The organism is Cognatitamlana onchidii (assembly GCF_004804355.1).
GTDB lineage: Bacteria > Bacteroidota > Bacteroidia > Flavobacteriales > Flavobacteriaceae > Cognatitamlana > Cognatitamlana onchidii.
This window is the reverse complement of the sequence record NZ_SRWZ01000005.1, coordinates 102,266-127,964: the sequence shown is the minus strand read 5'-3', so window position 1 is coordinate 127,964 and position 25,699 is coordinate 102,266. Positions and strand designations below refer to the sequence as shown.

The window sequence follows — 25,699 nt, the reverse complement described above, 5'->3', positions numbered from 1 at the left end:
TATACCCATCTTAAGTTTTCAATCTCTTAATTTTTTCATATTCAGATTATTTTACCAATTCAAAATCTCCAGGTCTCCAGGTTTTATTAAACCATGTAGCCAACGGTCCATATAGTCGTAACAAAACACTATAGCCTTTACCTGTCATAGTTTGAACCCAATTATTCTCATGCCCTTCTGGTGCTTTGGGGCCAAACCAAATAGTATAGGAGCCATCTTTATTGGTTTTAACATCGGGGTTTAAATTGTCGATGCCTGCTGATTTTTGATCTGTTTCTAACATTGAGCGATGTTGGTTTGAATAGACCACGAAAGACCAAAAATCTTTAGCTGGAATTGGTGCAGGTAACGTTACCTTATAGGTTTTACTACCATCTAAATAGTTAGCTTCCGAATCGTGGGCAGTAAAAGCGTAAACAGAACCCGTTCCAACAGCTGGAGCTGCCATTGCTGGTGTAATTCCAGTTGCCATATAATGAAACATGATACGATCGTCTAATACCATTTCTCCATTATTCATAAAATCATGTACCCCTCCTGAAAACGATGAATACCATTGTCTATCTTCATAAAAATAAGCCGATTCATTTCTTGGTCTATAGCATAACGATCTGGCGGAAACATTACCTATAGCTACCGCCTCTTCTAATAATGACTTAGTGTGTTCATTAGGCGAAAACGAATTTCCTTTTTTAATACCAACAGAGGCAAATAGACCTACTAATTCTTCATTAAAGGCAGTGGCAGGCTCATATTGAATTACGGCATTAAGTTCATTATAAAACTCATAATCATTCGCATGGATGGTGTTTACTTGCTGTCCTGATAAATCAATAAAATTTTGCTTTGGCTTATTTTCTGCTTCCGACAAGGGGTAGCAATTAAATGTTTCTTTGAATTTGTTCATTGCCACTTTAGCTTCTTCTGGTTTTGAAACCAATCGTAAAAGCATCCAGTGCCTATAGGTTTTTGAGTTTACTGTAATATAGTCATTAGGTACTTCTCCTTCATAATCCGGACCTATGAATAAGTATTTACCACCAGCTCCTTTATCTTTTCCAGTAATTCCCAAATCAGCAAGATGATGAAAAAAAGCATCGTTAACGAACCCTAAAACAGGTTGTGCAATTTCAACAACAACAGGTCCATTTTTTAAATCGATTTCAGCAAGGATATAAGGAGTACTAGAGTTTGCGGTTAAAAATAGTGTACGTGCATCCATTAAATTTTCAAAGGTTGCTATATCTCCGGGTTTAACTCCTGCATCTTTCAAGCCCTCTAGCATAGCGTATATTGATGCCGCTGGCATACCGTTTAAGAAGGCCTGAACGCCTCTGGAAACCGTTAAAAAATCGTATGCTTTATTTACGGTAGCTTCATTTGGTAAACCGTCTGTAAACTCCAAAGTGCCTAATAAATTTGTTTCAACTTTATCTGGGGTTAGCAAAGATTGTGGGACATCAGCTCCGTATTTGGCACTGGAATTATTTTGAGCAAACGAAAATTGAAAAAGAAAGCACGCGCAGATGAATGAATAGAAATATTTTAGTCTCATAATTCTGGTTTTTACTGATGAAAAATTTATTTGGTTTGTAGTATAGGAAGAGGCATTGTCCATTTGCCAGAAATTAAATCTTCATGAGGTAAATAGTAACGTACTGCCAGGTCAAATTTACCCGCAGGTACTTCTAAACAATTAAGGTCGCCTTCTTTACAATTGGTTTTAAAAGTAAAGGTGATGGTTCCATCAGCATTACGTTTGGCAGTGGTATTGTTGATGTGGTAACGATTGTTTTTGTTTGGGTGAAAAAAGCCACCACGCTCGCTATCATAAACTGTGATAGACCAAAAGGCATCAACTTTTGGTTCTTCAGTGGTAACGGTATAAGTTCCTTTACTACCATCAAGAGCGTTGCCTTGGTTGTCAAAAAACATCATTTGGTAAGAGCTGTGTGAAGCTAGAGGACCTCCCCAACCACCTTTTGTGCCTGCTGCCAATTTTAGATATGAAACTTCTTTGGGAACTTGTTCTGGCGAAGCAACCAACTCTTTAAAGGAAACATTAGCAAAAACTGAATCCATTATTTGATTGGCCCTATTGACTACAGAATCTTCAAAACTGCTTAATAAATCAAGTTTAGGGAATTCTTCTATTTCAGGTCCGGAAATTCTTAAGCCATTAAAGACTTGCCTTGCTGTTTCGACGTCTTTAGCATTATCTTTATCCTTAACTTCAACACGCGTTATTACGGCTATAATTAAAGATGGTGCTTTTATGAGTTGTTCCTCTTTAATACCTTTGGGCTTCTCGTGGTAGTATAAATAATAATCTCCCTCAGGGTTTATCAAATTATGAAAATTGCAATTTTTTTCATCAACTAACTGAAAGGAATAAAACCGTGTTGGGTCGCTATATGTAGCACTTAATTTTACAGGTCCATTTTTCAAATAGATAAATCCCCCGGTATAATAAGTATCATTGTTCATACGAACAACTTTATCTTCACCTGCTTTTGTTAGCTCAGCTTTTGCATCGGTAGGTTTATTTAATTTACTCGGATCGCCTCCCGTATATTTAACCATATAATTGTAGGTGTCCTGATAGGGGAATTTCTGAATGTAATCGTTGACTTTATCATCAAAGCTCAGTTCTTGTTTTTTGTCTGTTGTATTTCTGCATGATGCAAACAAAAACATCAATACAATTACTAAAATTAAGTTTGTTTTCATTGGGCTTATTTTTAGTTGTTAGGATAAAATATGTTTTAAATCCTCAATGAACCGCTCTTGGTCAGGAAGCTTACTAAAGAATTCTTCATTAGCATGTAGTTTTATTTTAAATGCCTTTTGCATTGTTTCTTCACCTACTTGAGTTAGAAAGACACATTTAGCTCTTGTGTCCTTTTCGTGTTCTTTTCTAGCAATCAACCCTTTCTTTTGAAGTGTCCTCAGAATTTTGGAAACCATCATTCTATCAGTTTTACTGAAGTCGGCAATTTCCGATTGAGTAACATTTGAAGATTTTTTCAATAACCACCCCAGAGATATTAGTATAACAAATTGAGTATGTGTTAATCCGACTTGGCTTAATGCAGTGTTCATTTGTTTTTGCCACAACATGGTTGTTTGCCAAAGTAAATAGCCAATATTGTTATTTGGTTCTTTAGTATTGATGTCTTTATTAATTGTAGTCGCAAATATAGTATATGCGACAATAATATTCATAAAAAAAGGTACTATTTTTCAAAAAATAGAATTATTTTAGGCTTTAGGGAATGTATTCCATCGGTCTCGTATAATCGTCAGTTACGGGTTCAACATTAGGAAGTTTAATGCTTATACTATTTTCATTAGTTTCTCCAGTAATTTCTTTGAAACTTTTACTTAAAGAGCCTACAAGATTTATTAAATAATCCAATTTTGCTTTTAATGGACTAGCTTCATTTATGTTTAATGAAATTTTATCTTTATTTGTTGTGAAAATTGCACTATAACGTAGTTCATTTATTTCGTCTATTAATAAACCTGTTTTCTCCAATTTATTTATTGCTTTTCTAAATCCAGCGAATTTATCAAAATTAGGACATTCCATTATTTCCATTTTCGTTATACTCAAGAACTAATTCTTCGTTAAGTTCTGAAAAATGGTTTTTTAATTCTTTAATTTTCATATGAGGTTTTAATTGTTGCCAACTCCTTTTAAGTGGCCATAGATTCTTATTATCCCACACAATAGCCAGAGTATGGTGATGCTTGTATGTATTAGTTTATAAATTTAGTTTATTTTCTTACAGGCGTAGGAAGTGTTTTTTGGGAGTCTTCAACAAAAGAGGCATGGGTTATTAACTTGCCGTGTAAAGGATTGCAAGCTCATATTTTAGCGCCTCCTTGCATAACAACTCTGTACAATGTGCGTGTTAAAGACTTGGGTGTTAAGGTGATCAAACACCAGTGATTTTGGTAATACACTAAACAATGGGATGCCATCCCCAAGTATAATAGGCAATGTGGTTAAGCGTAACTCATCAATTAAATCTTGTTTTAAAAAGTTTTGTACCACCCTGCCACCATCTATATACAGGTTTTTAAACCCCTTATTGTGGAGGGTTTTTAACACATCGGTTTCGTTGCCGTGGACTACCGTGACTTTCTTTTTAAGATGTTCGGGTATGGTTTTTAGGTTATGGCTTAGTACAAAAACAGGTTTGTTGTACGGCCAAGGCCCATTAAAACCTAAAACTGTTTTAAAAGTGCTGCTCCCCATAACAATGGCATCAATGTCGTTCATAAGGGCATTGTACCCCATGTCTAACTGCTCTGGATTGGGTACCATTTCTAACCAATCGAGCTCACCTTGTTTACCGGCTATGTAGTTGTCTATACTCTTGGCTAAAAACACAATATTTTTCATAAGCCTAAGGTACACATAAGGCAATATAAAACAAAGGATGTTTGTGGTGTTTAAGCTTTTCGCGCCATTAAGGCCATATAAAAGCCATCGAATCCAGAGCTGTAGGCGAATACGTTTTTGTCTTTTATAAGTTCGAAATTCTCACCAGCTTCCGATTTTAAAAAGGCCTGTACCTGATTTTGATTTTCGGAAGGCAGCACCGAGCACGTAGCGTATACCAGTTTGCCCTTAGGTTTTACCATTCTAGAGTATTGTTGTAAAACATCTTGTTGCACCCCACGAATACGATCTAAAAACTCCGGTTCTAGTTTCCATTTGGCATCTGGATTTCGGCGTAGCACCCCTAACCCCGAACAAGGTGCATCGATTAATACACGGTCGGCTTTATCGTATAATTTTTTAATAGGTTTTGTGGAATCGATAACTTTTAAATCGATATTATGTACACCGTTTCGTTTAGCTCTTACTTTTAGCTTTTTAAGCTTACTTTCATAAATATCCATGGCCACAATTTGCCCTTTATTTTCCATTAGAGAGGCCATATGTAAGGTTTTACCACCAGCGCCAGCACAGGTGTCTACCACTTTCATCCCTGGTTTTACATCCAGAAATTCAGCTACCAGTTGTGAGGAGGCGTCTTGCACTTCGAACAAGCCTTGCTTAAAGGCATCGGTAACAAATACATTGGCACGCTCTGTAAGTTTTAGGGCAAACGGATAGCCTTTTATTAATTCGGTTTCAATACCTAAATCGAAGAGTGTATTTTGTAATTTTTCTTTGGTTGTTTTTAGGGTGTTTACTCTTAAAATGACTTGGGCTTGCTCATTTTGCATGGCTATTTCTTTAGTCCATGTGGCTTCGCCGAGTTCTTTTACACCAACGGCATCTATCCAGTCGGGAATCGATTCTCTAAATTTTCTAATTTTTGAAAGTTCATCAAAACGCCCCTTTATTTTACGTGTAGGGGTGCTTTCAAAATATTTCCAATCGGGTAATTTAATCCCCTTTAGGGTGGCCCATACGGCAAACATGCGCCACAGATTATCACGATTAAAAGGTGCTTTTACTTCTGCTATTTCGGCATATAGACGTTTCCAACGTACTATATCGTAGGTGGTTTCTGCAACGAAACCTCTATCTCTTGAGCCCCAGCGTTTATCGCGTTTTAATAATTGCTGAATTACTTTGTCGGCGTATTGCCCGTCATTAAAAATTTGTGTGAGTCCGTCTATAACGGCGAAGCAAAGGTTTCTGTGTAATCGCATTTTTTAAGTACTCAGTGTTCAGTGGTAGTTTGCAGTACGCGCTCAAACCTAAATTGAACTGATTGAAAATTTGACGGCAAAGGTACGTTTTAAATGTGTAAAAGTTAATGTCTTTTATTCTTTTTGGCGGATGTACAATTTACCATTTTCTATACATTCTATACTTTGGTGGATTATTTGTTAGCATGGATTTGGATCCTGACTTTCTTGCGGCGGTTTGGTTTATTCTTTACATTGCTAATTGTTTGCAAACCATCTTTATTTTAAAATTAGAATAAACTTTGGCGGGAGGGGTTTGCACTAGTGATTGTAATGAAAAGCCCACAGCCCGACGCAGGAGGTGCGCGGACTTGTAATGTAAAGCCCGACCCGGTTCCTGAACTTGTTTCAGGATATAGGGGAGCGCCCAAATAAAAAACACAAAAAATAGCGCAAGTTTTATTTTTTATATACATCTAAACTTGAACAAGTTTAATTAACGTATTTGACAGAAAACGAATTTATAGCGGGTTTGCGTAACCATCATGCCAGTGCATATGGGAAGTTGTTGGACGATTTTCAGCAGAAGGTGTTTGCTACCTGCATATCGTTTGTACCCAATAAGGAGGATGCCGAAGATATTGCACAAGAGGTGTTTGTAGAGGTCTTTAAGAGCATTGAAAAGTTTAAAGGGCAGTCTAAATTATCAACTTGGGTTTATAGGATTACAACTAATAAATGTTTAGAGTTTATTAGGAAACGGAACACGAAAAAGCGGTTTGGGTTTATGCAATCTATTTTGGGAAATGAGATTCCTCTTGATAAAACAAGCTATTTTACCGAGATGAATCATCCAGGGGTTATTTTAGAAAACAAGGAGAAAAGCCAAACTTTATTTTATGCGATTAACCAACTACCCGAGGCACAAAAAGTGGTGTTTACCCTGCATAAGGTAGATGGTAAAAGCTATCAAGAAATTAGTGCTATTACAGAGAAGAGTATAGCGTCTGTAGAGTCTTTAATGTTTAGAGCAAAAAAGAATTTACAGAAGCTTTTAGAATATTTTTATAAAAACAATAATTAGCGCAAGTTTTTAAAACTTTGGGCATCTAAATATTTGATATGGATAGAGATAACAACATGCAAAAGCAAATTGACGAGACGTTACATGTGTTAGAGAACCTTGAAACGGTTCATGTATCTCCCTTTTTTAAAGATAAAACCATGCAAGTTTTATTTGCAGAAAAGACGGAAGCGCCAATGGCTTGGTCTTGGTTTACACCTAAATTGCAATTAGCGACTTTAGTGTGTATAGTGGTACTAAATGTGTTGGCGTTTATTAAGCTTGAAAAGGCCTCGGCTTATGAGGTGCATGTGAGTGAGTTTGCAGAATCTTACGGATTATCCGTTTATAACGAAGACACTTCAATTTTAAACAACTAATGATGCAAAAAAAACTACCTATATATATATTACTTGCTTTTTTGATTGTAGTGAATGGTTTTTTTCTATTCAATTATTTGGGAAGCGGAGAAAAGGAAGAGCCTACTAAGGAACGCAAACCACCAGGAGCTTTTTTAAAAGATCAGCTGGGTTTTGATGCTACTCAAGAAGAAACATTTGATGCGTTGTCTCGTGCACATCGTCATGAAATGAGAACTATTTTGGAGGATATTCGCGGGTTGAAAGATGCCCTGTTTGTAGGTTTGTCTGAACCGTCTACGACAAGGGCAGGTATAGACTCTATTGCGACACGTATAGGAGAAAAAGAGAAGCAACGTGAACTTTTAACGTATAATCATTTCAAAGACATACAAAACATATGTAATGCAGAACAGAAAGTGATGTTTAGTAAGATAATTAAGGATGCCTTGAGACCTAGTGGAAGGGAACATGGGCCGCCGCGAGGCGGTAGACCCGACGGCGATAGACGGCCTGGACCTAGGGAAGGAAACGGTCATGGACCGCCTCATCGTTTTAAGCATGAATAATTTAATTAAGACTTTCATTTATTTTGAGAGTCTTTTTTTTATTGCTTTTTAACATAAACGAGCGCAGGTTTTTAATCTAATGAACATCTAAATAGCTACAAACATAAAATTGTAAGCATATGAAAAAGTTAAAAGAGTTTAAAAGCACATTAAAAACCCTAGTTATACTATCGGGAGTTTTACTTGTAGTGGGTTGTAGTAGTGATGATGCTCCTCCTTCGTTAGTCGATGTTTCTGAGGAGGTTGAAGAGCTAGAAGGAGAAGCTCCAGTTGTTGACGATACGCAGTTTGAAGCTATAGATTGGACCACAGAAACGCATACTAAAGATATTGATCCTAATATAGACGAGGTGTTTCAAGATGATGTGGTTAAAAGACTAGATATCGTAATTACTGAAGCCCGATGGCAAAGTATGTTAGACGACATGACCAAGCATTATGGAACTTTTGGTGCTGGTAATGGTGGCCCTAGAGGTGGTGGTTTATTGGATACAGATGAAGATCCCATTTTTGTGCCCGCCGAGGTGTTCTATAAGGGGAAACAGTGGTATCGTGTAGGGGTTCGTTTTAAAGGGAATTCTAGTTTACAATCTAGTTGGAGAAATGGGATATTAAAACTATCGTTTAAGCTTGATTTTGATGAGTTCGAAGATGATTATCCGCAAATTGACAATCAACGTTTCTATGGTTTTAAAAAGTTTAGTCTTAAAAACAACTACGGCGATAAATCGATGCTTCGAGAAAAAGTGGCTGGCGATGTTTTTAGAAATGCTGGCTTGGTAGGATCGCATACTGCCTTTTATACGCTTTATGTAGATCATGGTGACGGTCCCGAATATTTTGGTCTCTACACCTTGGTAGAAGAAGTAGATGGTAGTGTTTTAGATACTCAATTTTCTAGTGATGATGGTAATTTATATAAGCCCGATGGAGATGCCGCCAGTTTTGCTTTAGGCACTTTTAATGAAGCCGAGTACGTAAAGAAAACTAATGAGGAAGAGGCTGATTTTTCTGATGTTAACAGTTTATTAAGCCTTTTACATGACGAATCTAGAATAACAAACCCCGAAATTTGGCGAGCCAATCTTGAAACCGTTTTTGATACCGATGTGTTTTTAAAATATTTGGCAACCAATACCATTATTCAAAACTGGGACACCTATGGTAAGATGACGCACAATTATTATCTATATAATAATCCCGACACGAAAAAATTAACTTGGATTCCATGGGATAATAATGAGGCACTTCAAGAAGGGAAACAAGGAGGAGCTGCGCTTCTAGATTTTTCCAATATATCTACATCACAGTGGCCTTTAATAGGGTATCTATACCAAGATGAGGTTTACAAGGCTAAATACGAGGCTTATCTTGAAGAGGTTATTAACGGGGCGTTTAAAATGAGCGACATTCAAGCTTTATATAATACTTATACAGCGCTTATCGAACCTTATGCAACAACCGAAGTTTCTGGATATACATTCTTAAACTCGAGTGCCGATTTTCAAATATCGGTTAATCAGTTAATAAACCATGTGTCGTCACGAACGTCTGCAGTTAATTTATACCTCAATAAATAAGGGGTCCCTACTGAATCATAAAATAATTAGGTTAAACCGCAAGTTTTTAAAAAAGACCTCATCTAAACATAAAACAAACATACAATACCATGAAAAGCGACATATTAAAAACAGCACTTGCTGCATTTGTATTTATAATAACCATTGATATTTATGCCCAAGGACCTCCAGGGGGTGGCCAAATGGGAACTAGAGGGCCAGGGTCAGGGCAAGGTCAACAACCTAGACCGCGCCCCAACGCATCGCAAATACTAACCATGTTAGATACTAACGATGATGGAAAGATTAGTAAAGAAGAAGCCTCTAAAGCCAAAAAAGGGAAATTATTAGAGGATTTTGATAAGATAGATACCAATGAGGATGGTTTTTTGGGTTTAGAAGAGCTTGAAGCATTTTTTAACCACAAAAAGGTTAAAAAAGTATCACCAGAAAAGCTCATAAAAAAGGCAGATAAGAATGATGATGGGGAGCTAAGCAGGGAAGAGCTAGACACCAAACGGAATGCGCATCTGTTAAAACACTTTAAGGCTATTGATACCGATAAAAATGATATGTTAAGTTTGGAAGAGTTAGAAGCATTCTTTTTGAAGGAGCAGAGTAAAAGGCCTAAAAAAAGACCGCAGTAGCCGCAAGTTTATTTTTTAATTAGCATCAAAAGAGATAAATCAAACCCAATTAAATGAAACTTAGCCAAAGAAAATTCATTATAGGACTGGCTCTAGCCATCCTTACCATATTATTTTTAAACGTCTGCATGATATTTAATTTGTTTTCTGATAGGAATATCCAGATGTCTGGGGCGGAAACTATCATTGCTAAAAAGTAAAAAAACAGCTTATGAAAACGACAAAAAAACTAATAGTATTATTTCTATTGATAGGCTTTATCTTTATTGCCTGTTCTAATGGTGATGATGCCATAAACCTAGAACAAGAGCAGGAGCAGGAGCTGGAGCAGGAAGAAATAGCTACACAAACTTACGATATAACTAATATATTGTCGAAATTTAAAGGCACGGGACTTTCTTATGAAATTGCAGGTAACGTTGTGATTTTTACAACTTCAGATTTGCCAGATCATAAAAGTCCGTATTGGCCGACTAGTAACCCCCTGTACGAGGCTTACAATGGGACCAATTCTAATTTTCGAATAAACCCTAACACTATTAGTGAACAAAATATCGTTTTTACAATACCCTTAAACCCAGCCGAAGCTGTTAACAAAGAAGCAACAGGTTTAGGTCCCATAGGAATTTCAAGAAACGGGGTGGTATTTTTTAATCAGTATGCTGGGCCAGATCAACCATTAACCAATGAGATAGATTCTTTCGATCAATATTTAGGACACCCGCAACGTACGGGGGTTTATCATTACCACATTGAGCCAACTTACCTAACACAACAATTTGGTGAAGATGCTTTTTTAGGATTGTTGTCGGACGGTTTTCCTGTATATGGACCAATGGAAAATGGACAAATTATTACCAATGCCAATCTGGATGATTATCATGGGCATGTATCTGTAACAGCCGATTTTCCTGATGGCATTTATCACTATCATATTACAAGTGAAGACCCTTACTTAAATGGAAACGGCTATTTTGGAACACCAGGAAATATAACACGGTAATATGAGATAAAAACCTAAGATAAGAGCATGATAATTTGATGTCGCATATTGCTTCAGGAGCTCTTTAGAATAAAACTGAATATGACTTACAACACCATTCGGGTTTTGTTAAAATGATTTGAATCCTGCTTTTCCAGCGGATTTAAATCCAGATATTAAACCTTATTATCTGAGGGCTAAAGCTAGATTGACTTTTAAACCTTTCTCAAGGTAGCTAGTCTAAAGATAATTACCAGTCAAAACCTACTATGAAAACTAATTATTACTTTTTTTTACTTATTCTACTTTTGCTTTCGGCTTGCACAAAAACGGAAGCCGATATATTAGAAGAACAAGAAGCGGTTCAAACGGAATTTTCAAACCCTAATATTTTATTAATTATTGCTGATGATATGGGCTTAGATGCAACACCTGGCTATGATATTGGTAATGTTAAGCCTAATATGCCCAATTTGGTATCAATGATGAACAATGGCATTAGGTTTACAAACCTTTGGTCTGCTCCGTTATGTTCACCTACTAGAGCAGGAATGCTTACCGGTAAATACGGATTTAGAACGGGAGTGACGAGTGTTGGAAGAACTTTATCAACTAGCGAAACGTCAATACACAGTTATCTAGATGCTATGAATTCGGGGTACAGTCATGCCGTGATTGGAAAGTGGCATCTTGGAGATCGACAGGATACGCAACATCCTAATATTATTGGGGTTGAGAATTATTCAGGTATGTTGAGTGGTACGGTAAACTCCTATTTTAATTGGGATTTTGTTGAAAATATGCAAAGTACGGTTTCTACAGAATACTCAACAACAAAACTAACAGATTTAGCTATTGATTGGATTGGAGATCAAAGCCAACCCTGGTTTTTATGGCTGGCTTATAATGCCCCACATACACCTTTTCATTTGCCGCCAAATGACTTACATAGTCAAGGGGTATTGCCTTCGGATGAAGCGAGTATAGCAGCAAATCCGCTACCTTATTATTTGGCCATGTTAGAGGCTATGGATTCGGAAATGGGACGCCTTTTTGATGCTTTGCGTCCTGAAGATAAAGATAATACCATTATTATTTTTGTTGGTGATAATGGCACGCCTAATCAGGTAGTACAAACCTACAACAGGCGTCGAGCTAAAAACAGTATTTACCAAGGTGGTATACATGTGCCTATGGTAATTTCGGGTAGTAATGTAACACGTAAAGGTGTTGAGGATAACGCATTGATTGGTACCATTGATTTATTTGCTACCATTGCAGCTTTGGCTGGGGAGGATATAACAAGTATAAATGATAGTAAAAACTTTACTTCTTTATTGAATACTTCTGGCGTTTCGGTTCGTGATTATTTGTATTCTGAGGTTGGAACTTCTACCAGCACATTGGATTATACTTTGAGAGACAGTCAATATAAGTTGATGAAATTTTCTGATGGAAACGAGGCGCTTTATGATTTGATGAACGACCCTATGGAAGAAATTAATTTATTAAACGCTAGTCAATTACCATTGTCTGATGCGGCGAGTGCTGCTAAGTTGGGCTTAGAGGCAGAATATACTAGGATAATTCAGTAATTTTAAAACTCAAATACAATGAAATCTACAAAGCTTAGCATACCTTATATACTGATTATGGCCTTCATGACTTTTGCATGTTCCAGTACGGATGATGCCATGGAAAGCGCTCAAGAAGGACAAGAAAATAATACGGCTTACGATATTTCTGGAATACTTTCAAAGTTTAGTGGTACTGGTGTTTCTTATGCAGTTAATGGAAATACCGTAACCTTTACTACCCAAGATTTGCCAAATCACACAAGCCCTTATTGGCCCACAGACAATCCCTTATACGAAGCATACAATGGTACAAATAGTGATTTCCGAATAAACCCTAATAGAATTGAAACTCAAAATATAGTATTTACAATACCCTTAAACCCTGAAGAGGCATCAAATAAAGAGGTTACGCCAATGGGACCCATTGGTATTTCAAGAAACGGGGTGGTGTTCTTTAATCAATACGCCGCTGGCGGTTCGCCTTTAACGAATGAAATTAATTCTTTCGACCAGTTTTTGGGGCACCCCGCTGGACAAGGGATCTATCATTATCACATAGAACCGGCATTTTTAACACAGCAATTTGGTGAAGATGCTTTTTTAGGATTGTTGTCAGACGGTTTTCCTGTTTATGGACCAATGGAAAATGGACAAATTATTACCAATGCCGATCTGGATGATTATCATGGGCATGTATCTGTAACAGCCGATTTTCCTGATGGCATTTATCACTATCATATTACAAGTGAAGACCCTTATTTAAATGGAAACGGCTATTTTGGAACACCAGGAAATATATCAAGGTAATTGAGCGGTCATATTTTAAATAGTGTTTTAATTATTTTGTTGTTTCTTGGTTGTGATTCAGCTACAAACAATAATACGGTCTATGATTCAAATGAAAACTTGAGATTAGATAATGGTGTTTTGTTATACAAAACGGCTCCCTTTAACGGTGTTTTAATGTCAAACTATAATTCTGGTACTATAAAGTGTAAAGTAGAATATAGGGATGGAAGAAAAGATGGTTCTGAAAATCAGTGGTTTGAGAATGGTAACAAACAGGTAGAGCGTTTTTATGCTAAAGGATTTAAAGTTGGGATACATAGATCATGGTGGGATAATGGTATGATTAAATTTGAGTATCATTTTAATGATAAGGGGCAGTATCATGGAGAAATGAAGGAGTGGTATCAATCAGGACAACTACTTCGGGCGTTTAATTATGTTAACGGAAAAGAAGATGGCTCCCAAAAACTTTGGAAGCCAGATGGAAATATTAAAGCAAATTATCAGGTGGTGAACGGCGAGCGTTTTGGATTAATTGGCCTAAAGAAATGTTACACGGTGACTGTAAATAGTGATGAAGTGAAATAATCAATTTCAGTCGCATAAATATTTGGATTAACATGAGTCTCAGAAGAAAATGTCTAGGTATTTTTATTGCAGTGGTTTTATGCGCATGCAAGGAGGAAAAGCCTGCTCAGGCCGTGGCAAAGTTACCCTATTTTAATACGGCAGAATTTACGCCAGAATGGGACATGCCAAAACATAAAATACCACCGTTTACATTTATTAATCAAAACGGTTTACAAGTAACAAATGAAACATACAAGGGTAAAATTTACATTGCAGATTTCTTTTTTACCAGTTGTCCTGGTATTTGTCCTAAACTCACCAAAAATATGGTCAATATTCAAGAAGCCTATAAAAATGATGATGATATTATGTTATTGTCTCATACGGTGATGCCTTGGCGAGATTCGGTACCCTTGTTAAAAGCTTATGCAAAAAAAAATAAGGTTTTAGATGACAAATGGCATTTAGTGACCGGCGATAAAGATGCTTTGTATAGTATTGCTCGGACAGGTTATTTTGCTGATGAAGATTTTACTAAAACCCAGGATGAAAGCAATTTTATTCATACCGAAAACTTTATTCTTGTAGATAATGAGGGTTATATTAGAGGTGTATACAATGGTACAATAGGATTAGATGTTGAACGCTTAAAAAGACATATAGATATACTGAAAAGGGAATTTTAGTTGGTTTGATTACGTAAAAAAGCTTCATGGAAATCATGAAGCTTTTTACATTTTACGATTGAATTGAAATTAGTTGGTTCTATCCTTTTTTCGTTTTTTAAATTCCTCGAACATTTTCTTTTTAAAATCTTCCTCAGCGATTTTAAGCTTAATGATTTTTTTTGGAGGAAGAATGTCCGAAAGCTTTTTTGCAAAGGCTAACCGTGTAGTATGCATCTTATTTTCTGCCCGATTGTATTCTTCAACTAGTGCACTAGCCTGCTCGTCACTCATAGTTTCAAGGTTATCTCTAATCTCTTTTCTTAAGTCTCTAATGTCATGATGCCGGATACTGCTTATTTTTTCTTCATAATCATTATAAACAGGCCAAAAATCTTGAGACTCTTTTTCAGACAAGTTTAATTGCTCTGTTATAAAGGCCACTTTCAAAGCTTTAATACGCTCTCTATGTCCTTTTTTTTGCGCATTAACCGAGAATGAAAATAATAAAAGGACAATAATTATTAATTGTTTCATAATTCTATATGTTTTATTCTGTCATCAGTAGTTCTAAGTCGGCATTATCCAATAAATAAGCTTCTAGATTGTTTTCGTCCAAATCGTGTTCAATGATATCTTCACTCAATTGTTCATCGGTAAGCAAAGAAGCGATCTCATAGGAGTTAAAATGGTCATCCAACACATAACTCTCAACAGTTGCTGTTTCTAAATTATCAAAAGTAGGAGCTTCTTCAAAAATAGAAAGATTTAGTAAAATAAGTATAGCGGCAGCGACACCACTTACATAAATAATGGTTTTTTGAGAAAACCAGATGACCTTACCTTGGGGTTTCTTAGAAACTTGGGTTAAGATAGTATTATCTATATTTTCAAAATAAGTTTTAGGAACTTTAAAACCAGAGGTTTTCTTTTCTAACAGTTGTTTTTCTTTTGAAAGATTTAATATATCCATATCAAAAGTATCGAAATACCCTTTTGGGGTTTCAAAACCACTGGATTTTATGTTATCTAAATTAATCTTTTTCATTCTATCTATACTTAAATCTTTGACTAAAAAATTATTTAAAGGTTTAATTATTAATTAGATACGACTCTATTTTTTTTACAGCTATATGATAAGATGCTTTTAGGGCACCTTCACTTGTGTCAAGTATTTCAGACATGTCTTTGTATTTAATATCTTCAAAATATTTCATGTTAAATACTAATTGTTGCTTTTCTGGTAGTGTTGCTATGGCACGTTGCAATTTAAGTTGTATGTCATCACCTTCAAAATAAACATCAGATTCCAAGTTTCTTATGGCATGACTTTGAATTTCTTCGTTGCTTACATTAAGCCGCCTTGCTTTTTTGTTGATAAAGGTAATGGCTTCATTTGTAGCAATTCTATACATCCAGGAAAACAATTTACTCTCTCCCTTAAAGTTATCAATACCTTTGTACACTTTAATAAAGGTGTTTTGAAGCACATCGTCGGCATCGGCATGTGTTTTAACAATATGTCTAATATGCCAATACAGACGCTCTTTATAAAGCTTTAATAACGTTTTAAAAGCCTGCTCTTTATAAACCTCGGATTTTAGGTGTTCTAATAGTTTGTCTTCTTCGGTCACCAACAATTATTTATGCTTTAGACTAATAAATATACTAAAAGTTTAATAAGAGCCTTATAAATTATAGTATTTGGGGGTTGGCAGCGAAACTAAAGTATATTGCATAAAAAATCGATGAAATGCAGTTAAATAACGATTAAGTGCAATTTTTCTTGTAGGATATGTATTTATGAATTATGTTTGTAACAGAAACCTACTTATGATGTTAGGCGTCCCCAAGTCTAACATGAACAAAAAAAAGGATAGAAGCCCAAATCTCTATCCTTTTTTATTTAGTTCTATTTTTTTTGGCAATATTTTAGTCAAAGCTTTGCATTTCAACTAACTTTTGGTAGACCCCTTTTTTAGCAATAAGTTCGTTGTGCTTTCCTTTTTCAACAATTTCCCCTTTACTTAAAACAATAATCTCGTCGGCATTTTGTATGGTTGAAAGACGGTGAGCAATAACAATAGAGGTTCTATTTCGCATCATATTTTCTAGTGCTACCTGGACCAGACGCTCACTTTCTGTATCAAGAGCAGAGGTTGCTTCATCTAAAACCATAATAGGTGGGCTTTTTAAAACGGCTCTGGCAATACTTAAACGTTGCTTTTGTCCGCCCGAGAGCTTGTTGCCCGCATCGCCAATATTGGTTTCAATACCCTCTGGCAGTTTGCTAACAAATTCCCAAGCATTTGCCACTTTTAACGCTTCGATGACCTCGTTGTTAGTAGCATTATCTTTGCCTAACTTTAAGTTGTTTTTGATGCTGTCATTAAAAAGGATGGCATCTTGAGTTACAATACCCATTTGATTGCGTAAAGAATCGGTGGTTAAATCCTTAATGTTTATGCCATCAATTGTAATAGCGCCCTTAGTAACATCATAGAATCTTGTAATAAGATTGGCAAGGGTAGATTTGCCGCTTCCAGATTGGCCAACTAACGCTACAGTTTTACCTTTTGGTATGGTCAGGTTAAAATCTTTTAGAACAAAATCATCTTCATATTTAAACCAAACATTTTCGAACGTTACGTTTTGGTTAAAACTTGTTTTTACAACGGCATCCTCTTTATCTTTCAAAGGGTTTTCAGCGTCAATAATTTCTTGAATACGTTCTGCTGCCGCATTACCTTGTTTAACGTTATAAATACCTCTAGAAATGGCTTTGGCAGGAACCATAATATTATAAGCTAAACCCATGTATGCAATAAAGGAACTGCCATCTAAAGACTTATCTACTAAAACCAACTGTCCGCCATACCAAAGTAAAATAGAAATAACTACAATGCCTAAGAACTCACTTGTTGGTGATGCTAAATTTTGTCGGTTTAATAGTTTATTTGAAAAATGATAAAAGCGCTCGCTAGAGTCTTGAAATCGTTTGTTGAATTTATTTTGCGCGTTAAACCCTTTTATAATGCGTAAACCTGTTAAGGTCTCCTCAAGGGTCGATAAAATAACACCTTGTTCGGTTTGCACACGATCCGATTTGCGCTTTAAGCTCTTTCCAACTATTGAAATAACCCATCCAGACAACGGAATAAAAATAAAAACAAACAACGTAAGTTTAACACTTATTAATAGCATCATGATAATCGTAAAGATAATTGCTAAAGGTTCTCTAGCAATTAACTCCAGCACTGGTAGCATAGAGTATTGTAGAGTCGCAACATCTGTAGTAACCCTTGCCATGATATCACCTTTTCGTTGTTCAGAAAAATACGATAATGGGAGTTCTACTGTTTTTTTATAAACCGCATTTCTAATATCTCTTACCACACCATTTCTTAAAAAAACCATGAAATAATATGCGAGGTAACTAAAAATGTTTTTTAATAGGAATAAAACAATTATTAACCCTACTACCAGCAATAGGGCCTTTTGTGGGTCATCTTGGGCGTAAGTATTTACATGGTACGCCAGATAGTCTTTATAAAAGTCTTTAAGGTTTCCAATACCCTGATAAACGGGTTCTTTGGTGGGCGCTGGAAAATCAGTCTTGAACAAGATATCTAGCATTGGAATAAGCGCTATAAAGGATAGCGCTCCAAAAAAGGCATAAAAAATATTTGATATAACATGCCCTACAGCATAGGCCTTGTAGGGCTTTGCATATTTAAGAATATTTGTTAAGTGACTCATTAAATAAGATTCATATCTTTTAAGATATTGTCAGCTTTAGTATCTAGACTGGATTCAATAGCATTAAATTCCTCTGTAGAATTTAAAACGTCATTGACACTCACATAAAACTTAATCTTTGGCTCGGTACCACTTGGACGTAACGCTATTTGGCTGCCATCTTCGGTACGATAGATGATAACATTAGATTTTGGAATGTCTAGAGTAGCTATCTCTCCAGTAATCATATTCTTCGAAGTAGAAGATTCGTAATCGTCAATTTTAGTTACTTTCGATCCATTGACTATGCTTAAAGGGTTTTCTCTGGCATCGGTCATCATTTGTTTAATTTCCTGAGCACCTTCAATACCTTTTTTAGTTAAGGATACTAGCTTTTCTTTAAAACAACCATGTTCAACATAAAGCTTTACAAGCTCATCGTAAAAAGAGCTACCGTTTGCTTTGGTTATAGCAGCAATTTCGCAAGCTAGAAGTGTCGATGTAACAGCATCTTTATCTCGAACAAAATCTCCAACCATAAATCCAAAACTTTCTTCACCGCCACCAATAAAGCTTAGCTCTGGAAAGTCTTTAATAAGTTTAGCTATCCATTTAAAGCCAGTAAGCACAATTTTATTTTCTACACCATATGCATCTCCCAATTTATTAAGCATTGGAGTAGATACAATAGTTGTTGCTATAAACTCTCTACCTGTTATTTTTCCATCTTTTTTCCACTGTTTTAATAGGAAGTCAACCATCATAAGCATGGTTTGATTACCATTTAATAACTGCAGGTGTCCATCAGCATTACGTACGGCTACACCAAGTCTATCACAATCAGGATCGGTACCAATTACGATATCTGCTCCTTCTTTTTCGGCTAATTCTAATGCCATTTTTAAAGCAGCTGGTTCTTCGGGGTTAGGCGAAGCAACTGTAGGGAATCCCCCATCAGGGACCTCTTGTTCTTTAACAATAGAAACGTTTTTATAGCCAGCTCGTTTTAGTGTTTCGGGAACAGCCGTTATCGATGTTCCATGCAGAGAAGTAAATACAATTTTTAAATTATCCTTTGCTTCTTGAGAGGCTCCAACGCATCCATTCGCTACAGAGGCATCAACAAATTTATCATCAACCTCCATACCAATAAAATGAATCAGGCTATCATTGGGCTCAAATTTAATATCGGCGTAATTAACCTGACCAATAATATCGATAAGCGCATTGTCATGTGGCGGTACTAATTGACCACCGTCTTGCCAATATACTTTATAGCCATTATACTCAGGAGGGTTATGAGATGCCGTTAGCACAATCCCGCAATGACAGTTTAGATGTTTTACTGCAAAAGACAACTCGGGAGTAGGTCTTAAATCTTCAAATAAATAGACCTCAATACCATTTGCAGAAAATACATTGGCTACAACCTTGGCTAAAGTTTTACTGTTATGTCTACAATCATAGGCTATAACAGCCCTTGGTGTTTCGTTAGAAAACTGTTTATGTAAATAGTCACTTAAACCCTGGGTGCTCTTTCCAAGCGTATATTTGTTAATACGGTTGGTGCCAACCCCCATAACGCCTCGCATACCTCCAGTACCAAATTCTAAATCTTTGTAAAAGCTCTCCTGAATGCCTTTTGGATCATTAGCTATGCTATCTTTGATTAATTCTTGCGTTTTTTCATCAAATTCTGGACTTAGCCAGCTATTTATTCTTTCTAAGATTTTTGGTTCAATGTGTATCATAATTAAGTTGTTGTCTGTTAAGCAAAAGTAAACATTTCGTTCTTTTTTTAGGGTTTTAAATTATGAAAACCTCCGTAAAAGTTGTGGTTAACTAAAAAAGTAGATTTAGGTATTTACGCTAAATTCAATTTTTCTTGAATTAAATACCGCTTTTTGTCTTGTCTGTTTCTTAGAATTATTTCTCCCAAGAAGCCCGCTACAAAAAATTGTGTTCCTATAATCATAGTAACCAGGGCAATAAAAAATTGAGGACGCTGCGTAATAAGCCTGCCAGCTGGGTTTAAAAACAACTTATCAATGCCTAGGTATGCAGCAAAAGCAAATCCAATAGCAAACATAATAAATCCTAGGGCACCAAATAGATGCATTGGGCGTCTGCCAAAGCGAGATAAGAACCATATGGTAATTAGGTCGAGAAAACCATGAATAAACCTATCCATGCCGAATTTGGTTTGGCCGTATTTTCTGGCTTGATGCTGCACTACCTTTTCTCCAATATTTGAAAAACCAGCATTCTTTGAAAGAACAGGGATGTATCGGTGCATTTCTCCATTAACATCAATATGTTTAACAACGTTTATGTTGTAAGCTTTTAATCCGCAGTTAAAATCGTTAAGATTTACACCCGAAGTTTTTCTGGCAGCCCAATTAAATAATTTAGATGGTAAGTTTTTGGTAAGCACAGCATCATAGCGTTTCTTTTTCCATCCCGAAACCAAGTCAAAACCGTCTTGCGTAATCATATTATATAGCTCGGGGATCTCGTCTGGATTATCTTGCAAATCGGCATCCATAGTTATCACAACTTGCCCTTTTGCCGTTTTAAATCCGGCATGAAGCGCTTGCGATTTCCCGAAATTTTTTAAAAACCGAATACCCTTAACTTGAGGGTTTTTTGCCGAGAGTTTGGTAATGATGTTCCATGATCCGTCGGTACTGCCATCATCGATGAAAATAATTTCATATGAAAAACGATTAGACTGCATAATCTTTGCAATCCAATCATGTAATTCTGTTAAGGATTCTTGTTCATTAAGTAGTGGTATAACTACAGATATATCCATAAAGAGAAATTTCGGTAATAAAATTCAAAAATACAGAATTTATGCTTCCTCTGGATTACTTTTTTTCATGGCAGCGGCAACAATTAGGCCGATAATACTAAATACAACTAAGTACCCAGCTAATCCTTTAGCTACATTGGCTAGGGAATATTGATTTTGCGATTCTATTTGTGTTACCGCTTTATCTATAGCTTCTGAGGGAGAATTAAAGCCTTCTAGCATCTCAACGGTCTTTTCAATAGTTGCTTGCTTCAAGGTTTCAGCGGCTTCAGTATCAATTACATTGAATAACAAATAGGATACCAATGTACTAATTAGCAAACCAATGAGTACGGTTATAAAATAGGCCGTAAAGGCCTGTTTAAAAGAAGCAAACCCATGCTGAGCTTGTTTAACCTTGGCAACAGCAATGATGCCTAGTACAATTATAGCCACCATAATAAAAATACCTAGCCACATATTAGTCAGTAATTCTATATTTATGGCATAACTTAGTACCGTAATTAATGCTAACAAGACTCCTAAATAGAGACCGTAATTTGTAGCGATGGACTTCAATGATCTTTCCATAATATTTTAAATATTGTTTTGTTGATTTGTTAGTAATCAAAGGTAGGGAAATGTTACATTTAAGAAGAAAATAAAAAAATATAAAAAGTATTGTTCATTTGTAAAAAATACTTAAATTTGCACTTCCAAAATTGAAAAGAATAAAAAGCATTTAGCGATGAGAAAAGGTATACATCCAGAAAATTATAGAATAGTAGCATTTAAAGATATGTCTAATGATGATGTGTTTTTAACAAAATCTACTGCAGACACTAATGAAACGATTGAGGTTGATGGTGTTGAATACCCATTAATAAAGATGGAAATTTCTAGAACATCGCATCCATATTACACTGGTAAATCTAAATTAGTAGATACGGCTGGTCGTATTGATAAATTCAAAACTAAATACGCTAAGTTTAAAAAATAATTTTAGCGCTAAATATATTTTTAAAAAGCCTTTCTACTGTTGAGAGGCTTTTTTATTTTTACCATCGTGCTATTAACTTCAATCTAAATTTCTACTCCGTATGAATTATATTCTTTTTGATGGACCTTCAAGGAATAGTTTATTGCCATTTACATATACAAGGCCTGTTGCAGATATTCGTGTTGGTATTTTAACCATAAGAGAAAAATGGGAAGCGTATCTGCAGTTTACCACAACAACGGTAACAGAAGCGTATTTGTCTGATAAATACCCGATGGTTGAAATGGACGAGAATATTATGATTAATGCATCCTTTCTTCCAAATTTGGAATTGGTTGAAATGGTTAAAAACCTTAAAGAAAATCAAGCCATTTTTAAAGAAGAAAATGTAATCGCTTTTTTTACAAAAGAAGCACAAGATGACATTAATTTTGAAGACTATGAAGCCATTGAGTTTCATGACGATGTTATAGAAATAAATAATACTTGGGGTATTTTTTCAAAGAATGGATTGGCTATTCAAGAGGATTTTTCGCTTTTAACTAAAGGAAGAAGGTCTCAGTCAATTCCAGCTAGTAATAACATTATTGCTGCTGAAAATATTTTTATAGAAGAAGGTGCCAAGTTAGAGTTTGCAACACTAAATGCCTCTAAGGGTCCCATCTACATTGGTAAAAACGCCGAGATTATGGAGGGCTCCGTAATTAGAGGGCCTTTTGCGTTGTGTGAATCTGCCACGGTCAACCTAAGTGCAAAAATTTATGGACCCACTACAATTGGGCCTCATAGTAAGGTTGGAGGAGAGGTGAATAACTCGGTGCTTTTTGGTTATTCCAATAAGGGGCATGACGGTTTTTTGGGAAATTCTGTGCTTGGCGAGTGGTGTAATTTGGGAGCAGATACGAACACTTCTAATTTGAAAAATAATTACGCCGAAGTAAGGTTATGGGATTACCAAACTGAAGGTTTTGCGAAAACGGGGTTGCAATTTTGTGGATTAATGATGGGGGATCACTCTAAATCGGGTATAAATGCAATGTTTAATACAGGCACTGTGGTTGGGGTGAGTGCTAACATTTTTGGGAGTGGTTTTCCAAGAAATTTTGTTCCTAGTTTTAGCTGGGGAGGGAGTGCAGGGTTTACTCCTTATCTTACAAAAAAGGCTTTTGAAGTCGCTAAAGTGGTTATGCTAAGAAGACGTGTTGAGTTTTCAGAGCAAGACAAAGCCATACTTGAACACGTTTTTGAAGAAACAAAAAAGTACAGACGCGTTTAACCTTGATTATGTCAACTTGGGGCTATTTTAGAGCTGGATAATTTGCCTGATTATTTTTCGTATTTTCGTGAGCATGATCATATTGAACGTTTGATTTGCCATGAATATGCCTGGATTTTTTAAAGATAAATACAAATTCACAATTTTATATTTTTGTGTTTTGGGTTTCGATGTTTTAGTTAAACTCTGTTGTCCTGCATTTCCATACCGCTATATTTCTAAGCCGCCTATTTTAATCATCCTGTCACTATTTTACTTTTTTAATCATTCTGAAATAAAAAGAAGTAGGTTTAGGTGGGTATCTCTTGGTCTATTTTGTTTTTTATTGGCCGATATTGTTCTTATCGATGTTGAAAATACAATTTCTTTAGGCGTGGCATTGGCTCTTGTGTCGTTAGGAAAATTACTTTTTTGCTTCAGGTTTTCGCATAAGTTTGATTTTCAAGTTAGGCGTTTACTTCCTTTTTCTATTATCATGTTTAGTTACACTTTTGGATTAGTGAGTTTGGTTTACGATGGATTAAAAGGGTTTTTTATTCCAGCGCTATTTAGCTTTTTCATTTCCTTGTTATTATTTCAATTTGCTTATTTAAGAAAAGGTGTGGTGAATAATAGGAGTTATTGGCTAGTGTTTTATGGCGTGCTTCTTTTTATGATATCGGAAGGGTTAATGGCTATTAAAACGTTTAGAACCGATTTGCCATTTCAAGATGGCGTTATCATGTTTACCTATGGGAGTGCTATGTATTTATTGGTTATGGGAATGGTAACAGAACGTGTTATTAGAAAAGTTAATCTTTTCTAATGGTTTTCAAATCCAATAAATTAATTGGGTTTACCCCTAAACCGGTCACATTTTTTCTGGTAAATCTAATCACTTCGTCATAATACAATGGCACCATTAGGGCCTTGTCCATGGCTAAAGAGTCCATGGTGGTATAAAGTGTTTTTCGCTCATTAATATTAGCTATAGTAAACGATTTATTGTAAAGGCTATCAAATAGCTTGCTCTTGTAGTGAAAATAATTAGATCCACCAGGCGCAAAATTTTTGCTATAAAAAATAGATAGATAGTTTTCGGCATCTAAATAGTCCGCGACCCAAGAGCTTCTAAACATATCCACTTTTCCGTTGGATCTTGCCGATCGTAACGAAGCTTCAGGCATAACATCGACATGTATTAACAATCCAGCCTTTTCTAGTTCGCGTTGTATAAATTCGCAAAAACTAAGATAGTTACTGGTAGTTACCAAAGTAATTTCTGGATTTTCAATACCACTTTCTTTTTTAAATTGATTAATCAAAGCTTTCGCTTTTTTGGGTTGATAGCTAAAACCAATGGATTTGCTATGCCCTTTTAATCCAATAGGAATAAACCCACCAGTTGCTGGAATACCTATGCCATTTCTTAAATAAGTCATCATTTTGGCCCTGTCGAACCCTATGTTTATGGCTTTCCTTACCAATTCAGATTGTATTTCTGGAGTCTTGGAATCGAGGTAAAAACCAAGGTATTCTGTATTAAGAAATGGGCCTCTTATTAAGTTAATGCTTTTTTTGTATTTCTCTCTAAGTCTACCATCAGCAGTAAGTAGCTCATCTTTATACGAAGCGTCCAGACTGTTAAGAAAATCAATATTGCCTTGAGCGAACTGCAAAAATTCACTTTGCTTATCTGGTAAAAAGGTAATAGCTACGGCTTCTAAATACGGAAGCGGATAGCCATTTTTGTCTTTTTCAAAATAGATATGATTCTTTCTTAGAACTAGCTTGGTGTTTTCTTCCCAGCGTTTAAACTTAAAGGGGCCTGTTCCAATAGGGTGCGATCTAAACTCTGACCCATAAATTTCGGCAATTTCATGCGGTATCACCGAGCAATATTTCATGGTGAGTAAACCAATAAAAGCAGGAAAAGGTTGTTTTAGTTTAATCTCAAATATTGTATCGTTAATAGCTTTAAAATCATCAACTTTATTTAGAACCCAGCTGCCAGGAGCAGCAATTGTTTCATCCCTTAACCTATTAAGACTATATTCAAAATCTGAGGCTACTACGGTTCTTGTTGAATCTTTTCCAAATAGAGCATGTTTATGAAAATATACGTCACGCCTTAAATAAAACCGATAGATCGTACCGCTGTCAGAGATTTTCCAGTTTTTAGCAATACAAGGCAATATATTTAGCTGGTCGTCCAATTGTACCAGCCCATTAAATAATTGGTTGCAAACGTTATTATCTTGAAGTGTTCTAGAGAAAGCAGGATCTAATGTGTTAATATTTGCATATTCGTTATACCTAAAAACTAAGTGATCTTTGTTGCTATTTGGAGGCGCCCCACAGTTAAAAAACAAAAGAAGTATACAACCAATTGATAAATAGGATGTTATTTGCAATAATACGGGTTTTAACATATAATTTATTAGTTGTAAATTTGCAGACTTTAAAGCCAGGACAGG

General features: G+C 35.8%; 27 protein-coding genes. 13 read left to right on the top strand and 14 right to left on the bottom strand.

Features of this window, described 5'->3' with window-relative positions; genetic code table 11:
- Nucleotides 1-46 precede the first annotated feature (46 nt).
- From E5D58_RS10930 to E5D58_RS10905, 6 genes are all read right to left on the bottom strand, one after another.
- A complete protein-coding gene (locus tag E5D58_RS10930) occupies nucleotides 47-1,555 on the bottom strand; it encodes a DUF1254 domain-containing protein (protein WP_136481903.1) in 1,509 nt (502 codons plus the stop codon).
- A 26-nt stretch (nucleotides 1,556-1,581) separates the two neighbouring features.
- Nucleotides 1,582-2,730, bottom strand: coding sequence for a DUF1214 domain-containing protein (locus tag E5D58_RS10925; protein ID WP_136481902.1), 1,149 nt, complete (start codon nucleotides 2,728-2,730; stop codon nucleotides 1,582-1,584).
- Between the two features lie 18 nt (nucleotides 2,731-2,748).
- Nucleotides 2,749-3,225, bottom strand: coding sequence for a MarR family winged helix-turn-helix transcriptional regulator (locus E5D58_RS10920; protein WP_136481901.1), 477 nt, complete (start codon nucleotides 3,223-3,225; stop codon nucleotides 2,749-2,751).
- A 43-nt stretch (nucleotides 3,226-3,268) separates the two neighbouring features.
- A complete protein-coding gene (locus E5D58_RS10915) occupies nucleotides 3,269-3,601 on the bottom strand; it encodes a hypothetical protein (RefSeq protein ID WP_136481900.1) in 333 nt (110 codons plus the stop codon).
- 276 nt (nucleotides 3,602-3,877) lie between these two features.
- Entirely contained in the window at nucleotides 3,878-4,411 is a 534-nt protein-coding gene (locus tag E5D58_RS10910; protein ID WP_136481899.1) for a dihydrofolate reductase family protein, read from the bottom strand.
- A 50-nt stretch (nucleotides 4,412-4,461) separates the two neighbouring features.
- Nucleotides 4,462-5,676, bottom strand: coding sequence for an RsmB/NOP family class I SAM-dependent RNA methyltransferase (locus E5D58_RS10905; RefSeq protein WP_136481898.1), 1,215 nt, complete (start codon nucleotides 5,674-5,676; stop codon nucleotides 4,462-4,464).
- 484 nt (nucleotides 5,677-6,160) lie between these two features.
- Between E5D58_RS10905 and E5D58_RS10900 the strand changes: the two genes are divergently transcribed.
- The 10 genes from E5D58_RS10900 to E5D58_RS10855 all read left to right on the top strand — a co-directional run bounded on the left by E5D58_RS10900 (nucleotide 6,161) and on the right by E5D58_RS10855 (nucleotide 14,456).
- Nucleotides 6,161-6,739, top strand: coding sequence for an RNA polymerase sigma factor (locus tag E5D58_RS10900; RefSeq protein ID WP_136481897.1), 579 nt, complete (start codon nucleotides 6,161-6,163; stop codon nucleotides 6,737-6,739).
- Between the two features lie 38 nt (nucleotides 6,740-6,777).
- Entirely contained in the window at nucleotides 6,778-7,098 is a 321-nt protein-coding gene (locus tag E5D58_RS10895) for a hypothetical protein (protein ID WP_136481896.1), read from the top strand.
- A complete protein-coding gene (locus E5D58_RS10890) occupies nucleotides 7,098-7,646 on the top strand; it encodes a periplasmic heavy metal sensor (protein WP_168796674.1) in 549 nt (182 codons plus the stop codon). Before E5D58_RS10895 ends, E5D58_RS10890 begins: the two co-directional genes overlap by 1 nt.
- A 119-nt stretch (nucleotides 7,647-7,765) precedes the next feature.
- Complete coding sequence (locus E5D58_RS10885; RefSeq protein WP_136481894.1) at nucleotides 7,766-9,226, top strand: CotH kinase family protein; 1,461 nt, start codon at nucleotides 7,766-7,768, stop codon at nucleotides 9,224-9,226.
- Between the two features lie 89 nt (nucleotides 9,227-9,315).
- Complete coding sequence (locus E5D58_RS10880; RefSeq protein ID WP_136481893.1) at nucleotides 9,316-9,852, top strand: EF-hand domain-containing protein; 537 nt, start codon at nucleotides 9,316-9,318, stop codon at nucleotides 9,850-9,852.
- Nucleotides 9,853-10,063: 211 nt separating this feature from the next.
- On the top strand, nucleotides 10,064-10,855 hold the full coding sequence (locus tag E5D58_RS10875; protein WP_136481892.1) for a YHYH protein: 792 nt from the start codon (nucleotides 10,064-10,066) through the stop codon (nucleotides 10,853-10,855).
- Nucleotides 10,856-11,103: 248 nt separating this feature from the next.
- Entirely contained in the window at nucleotides 11,104-12,429 is a 1,326-nt protein-coding gene (locus E5D58_RS10870) for a sulfatase-like hydrolase/transferase (protein WP_136481891.1), read from the top strand.
- 18 nt (nucleotides 12,430-12,447) lie between these two features.
- Nucleotides 12,448-13,218: a YHYH protein gene (locus tag E5D58_RS10865; protein WP_136481890.1), complete on the top strand. Its 771-nt coding sequence runs from the start codon at nucleotides 12,448-12,450 to the stop codon at nucleotides 13,216-13,218.
- The gene (locus tag E5D58_RS10860; RefSeq protein ID WP_235835900.1) at nucleotides 13,219-13,788 is read left to right on the top strand and encodes a toxin-antitoxin system YwqK family antitoxin; all 570 of its coding nucleotides are present in this window, start codon (nucleotides 13,219-13,221) and stop codon (nucleotides 13,786-13,788) included.
- Between the two features lie 32 nt (nucleotides 13,789-13,820).
- Nucleotides 13,821-14,456 (top strand): SCO family protein, encoded by a 636-nt coding sequence (locus tag E5D58_RS10855; RefSeq protein WP_136481889.1) that lies wholly within the window; start codon nucleotides 13,821-13,823, stop codon nucleotides 14,454-14,456.
- A gap of 69 nt (nucleotides 14,457-14,525) precedes the next feature.
- Here E5D58_RS10855 and E5D58_RS10850 read toward each other — a convergent pair whose 3' ends face one another.
- The 7 genes from E5D58_RS10850 to E5D58_RS10820 form a co-directional block, all read right to left on the bottom strand.
- Nucleotides 14,526-14,972, bottom strand: a complete 447-nt coding sequence (locus E5D58_RS10850; protein ID WP_136481888.1) for a sensor of ECF-type sigma factor — start codon at nucleotides 14,970-14,972, stop codon at nucleotides 14,526-14,528.
- A 13-nt stretch (nucleotides 14,973-14,985) separates the two neighbouring features.
- On the bottom strand, nucleotides 14,986-15,483 hold the full coding sequence (locus E5D58_RS10845; protein WP_136481887.1) for a hypothetical protein: 498 nt from the start codon (nucleotides 15,481-15,483) through the stop codon (nucleotides 14,986-14,988).
- Between the two features lie 43 nt (nucleotides 15,484-15,526).
- On the bottom strand, nucleotides 15,527-16,072 hold the full coding sequence (locus E5D58_RS10840; RefSeq protein ID WP_394345710.1) for an RNA polymerase sigma factor: 546 nt from the start codon (nucleotides 16,070-16,072) through the stop codon (nucleotides 15,527-15,529).
- Nucleotides 16,073-16,367: 295 nt separating this feature from the next.
- Entirely contained in the window at nucleotides 16,368-18,194 is a 1,827-nt protein-coding gene (locus E5D58_RS10835; protein ID WP_136481885.1) for an ABC transporter ATP-binding protein, read from the bottom strand.
- Nucleotides 18,194-19,924 (bottom strand): phospho-sugar mutase, encoded by a 1,731-nt coding sequence (locus tag E5D58_RS10830; RefSeq protein WP_136481884.1) that lies wholly within the window; start codon nucleotides 19,922-19,924, stop codon nucleotides 18,194-18,196. Before E5D58_RS10830 ends, E5D58_RS10835 begins: the two co-directional genes overlap by 1 nt.
- A gap of 113 nt (nucleotides 19,925-20,037) precedes the next feature.
- Entirely contained in the window at nucleotides 20,038-20,988 is a 951-nt protein-coding gene (locus E5D58_RS10825) for a glycosyltransferase family 2 protein (protein WP_136481883.1), read from the bottom strand.
- Nucleotides 20,989-21,027: 39 nt separating this feature from the next.
- On the bottom strand, nucleotides 21,028-21,558 hold the full coding sequence (locus tag E5D58_RS10820) for a DUF4199 domain-containing protein (protein ID WP_136481882.1): 531 nt from the start codon (nucleotides 21,556-21,558) through the stop codon (nucleotides 21,028-21,030).
- A gap of 157 nt (nucleotides 21,559-21,715) precedes the next feature.
- On the opposite strand from E5D58_RS10820, the gene E5D58_RS10815 reads away from it, so the two are divergent.
- The 3 genes from E5D58_RS10815 (at nucleotide 21,716) to E5D58_RS10805 (ending at nucleotide 24,048) form a co-directional block, all read left to right on the top strand.
- Nucleotides 21,716-21,967: a type B 50S ribosomal protein L31 gene (locus E5D58_RS10815; protein WP_136481881.1), complete on the top strand. Its 252-nt coding sequence runs from the start codon at nucleotides 21,716-21,718 to the stop codon at nucleotides 21,965-21,967.
- 100 nt (nucleotides 21,968-22,067) lie between these two features.
- Nucleotides 22,068-23,243, top strand: a complete 1,176-nt coding sequence (locus E5D58_RS10810) for a GlmU family protein (RefSeq protein ID WP_136481880.1) — start codon at nucleotides 22,068-22,070, stop codon at nucleotides 23,241-23,243.
- Nucleotides 23,244-23,349: 106 nt separating this feature from the next.
- Nucleotides 23,350-24,048 (top strand): lysoplasmalogenase family protein, encoded by a 699-nt coding sequence (locus tag E5D58_RS10805; protein ID WP_136481879.1) that lies wholly within the window; start codon nucleotides 23,350-23,352, stop codon nucleotides 24,046-24,048.
- Here E5D58_RS10805 and E5D58_RS10800 read toward each other — a convergent pair.
- Nucleotides 24,035-25,654 (bottom strand): ABC transporter substrate-binding protein, encoded by a 1,620-nt coding sequence (locus E5D58_RS10800; protein ID WP_136482024.1) that lies wholly within the window; start codon nucleotides 25,652-25,654, stop codon nucleotides 24,035-24,037. The genes E5D58_RS10805 and E5D58_RS10800 overlap by 14 nt on opposite strands.
- Nucleotides 25,655-25,699 lie beyond the last annotated feature (45 nt).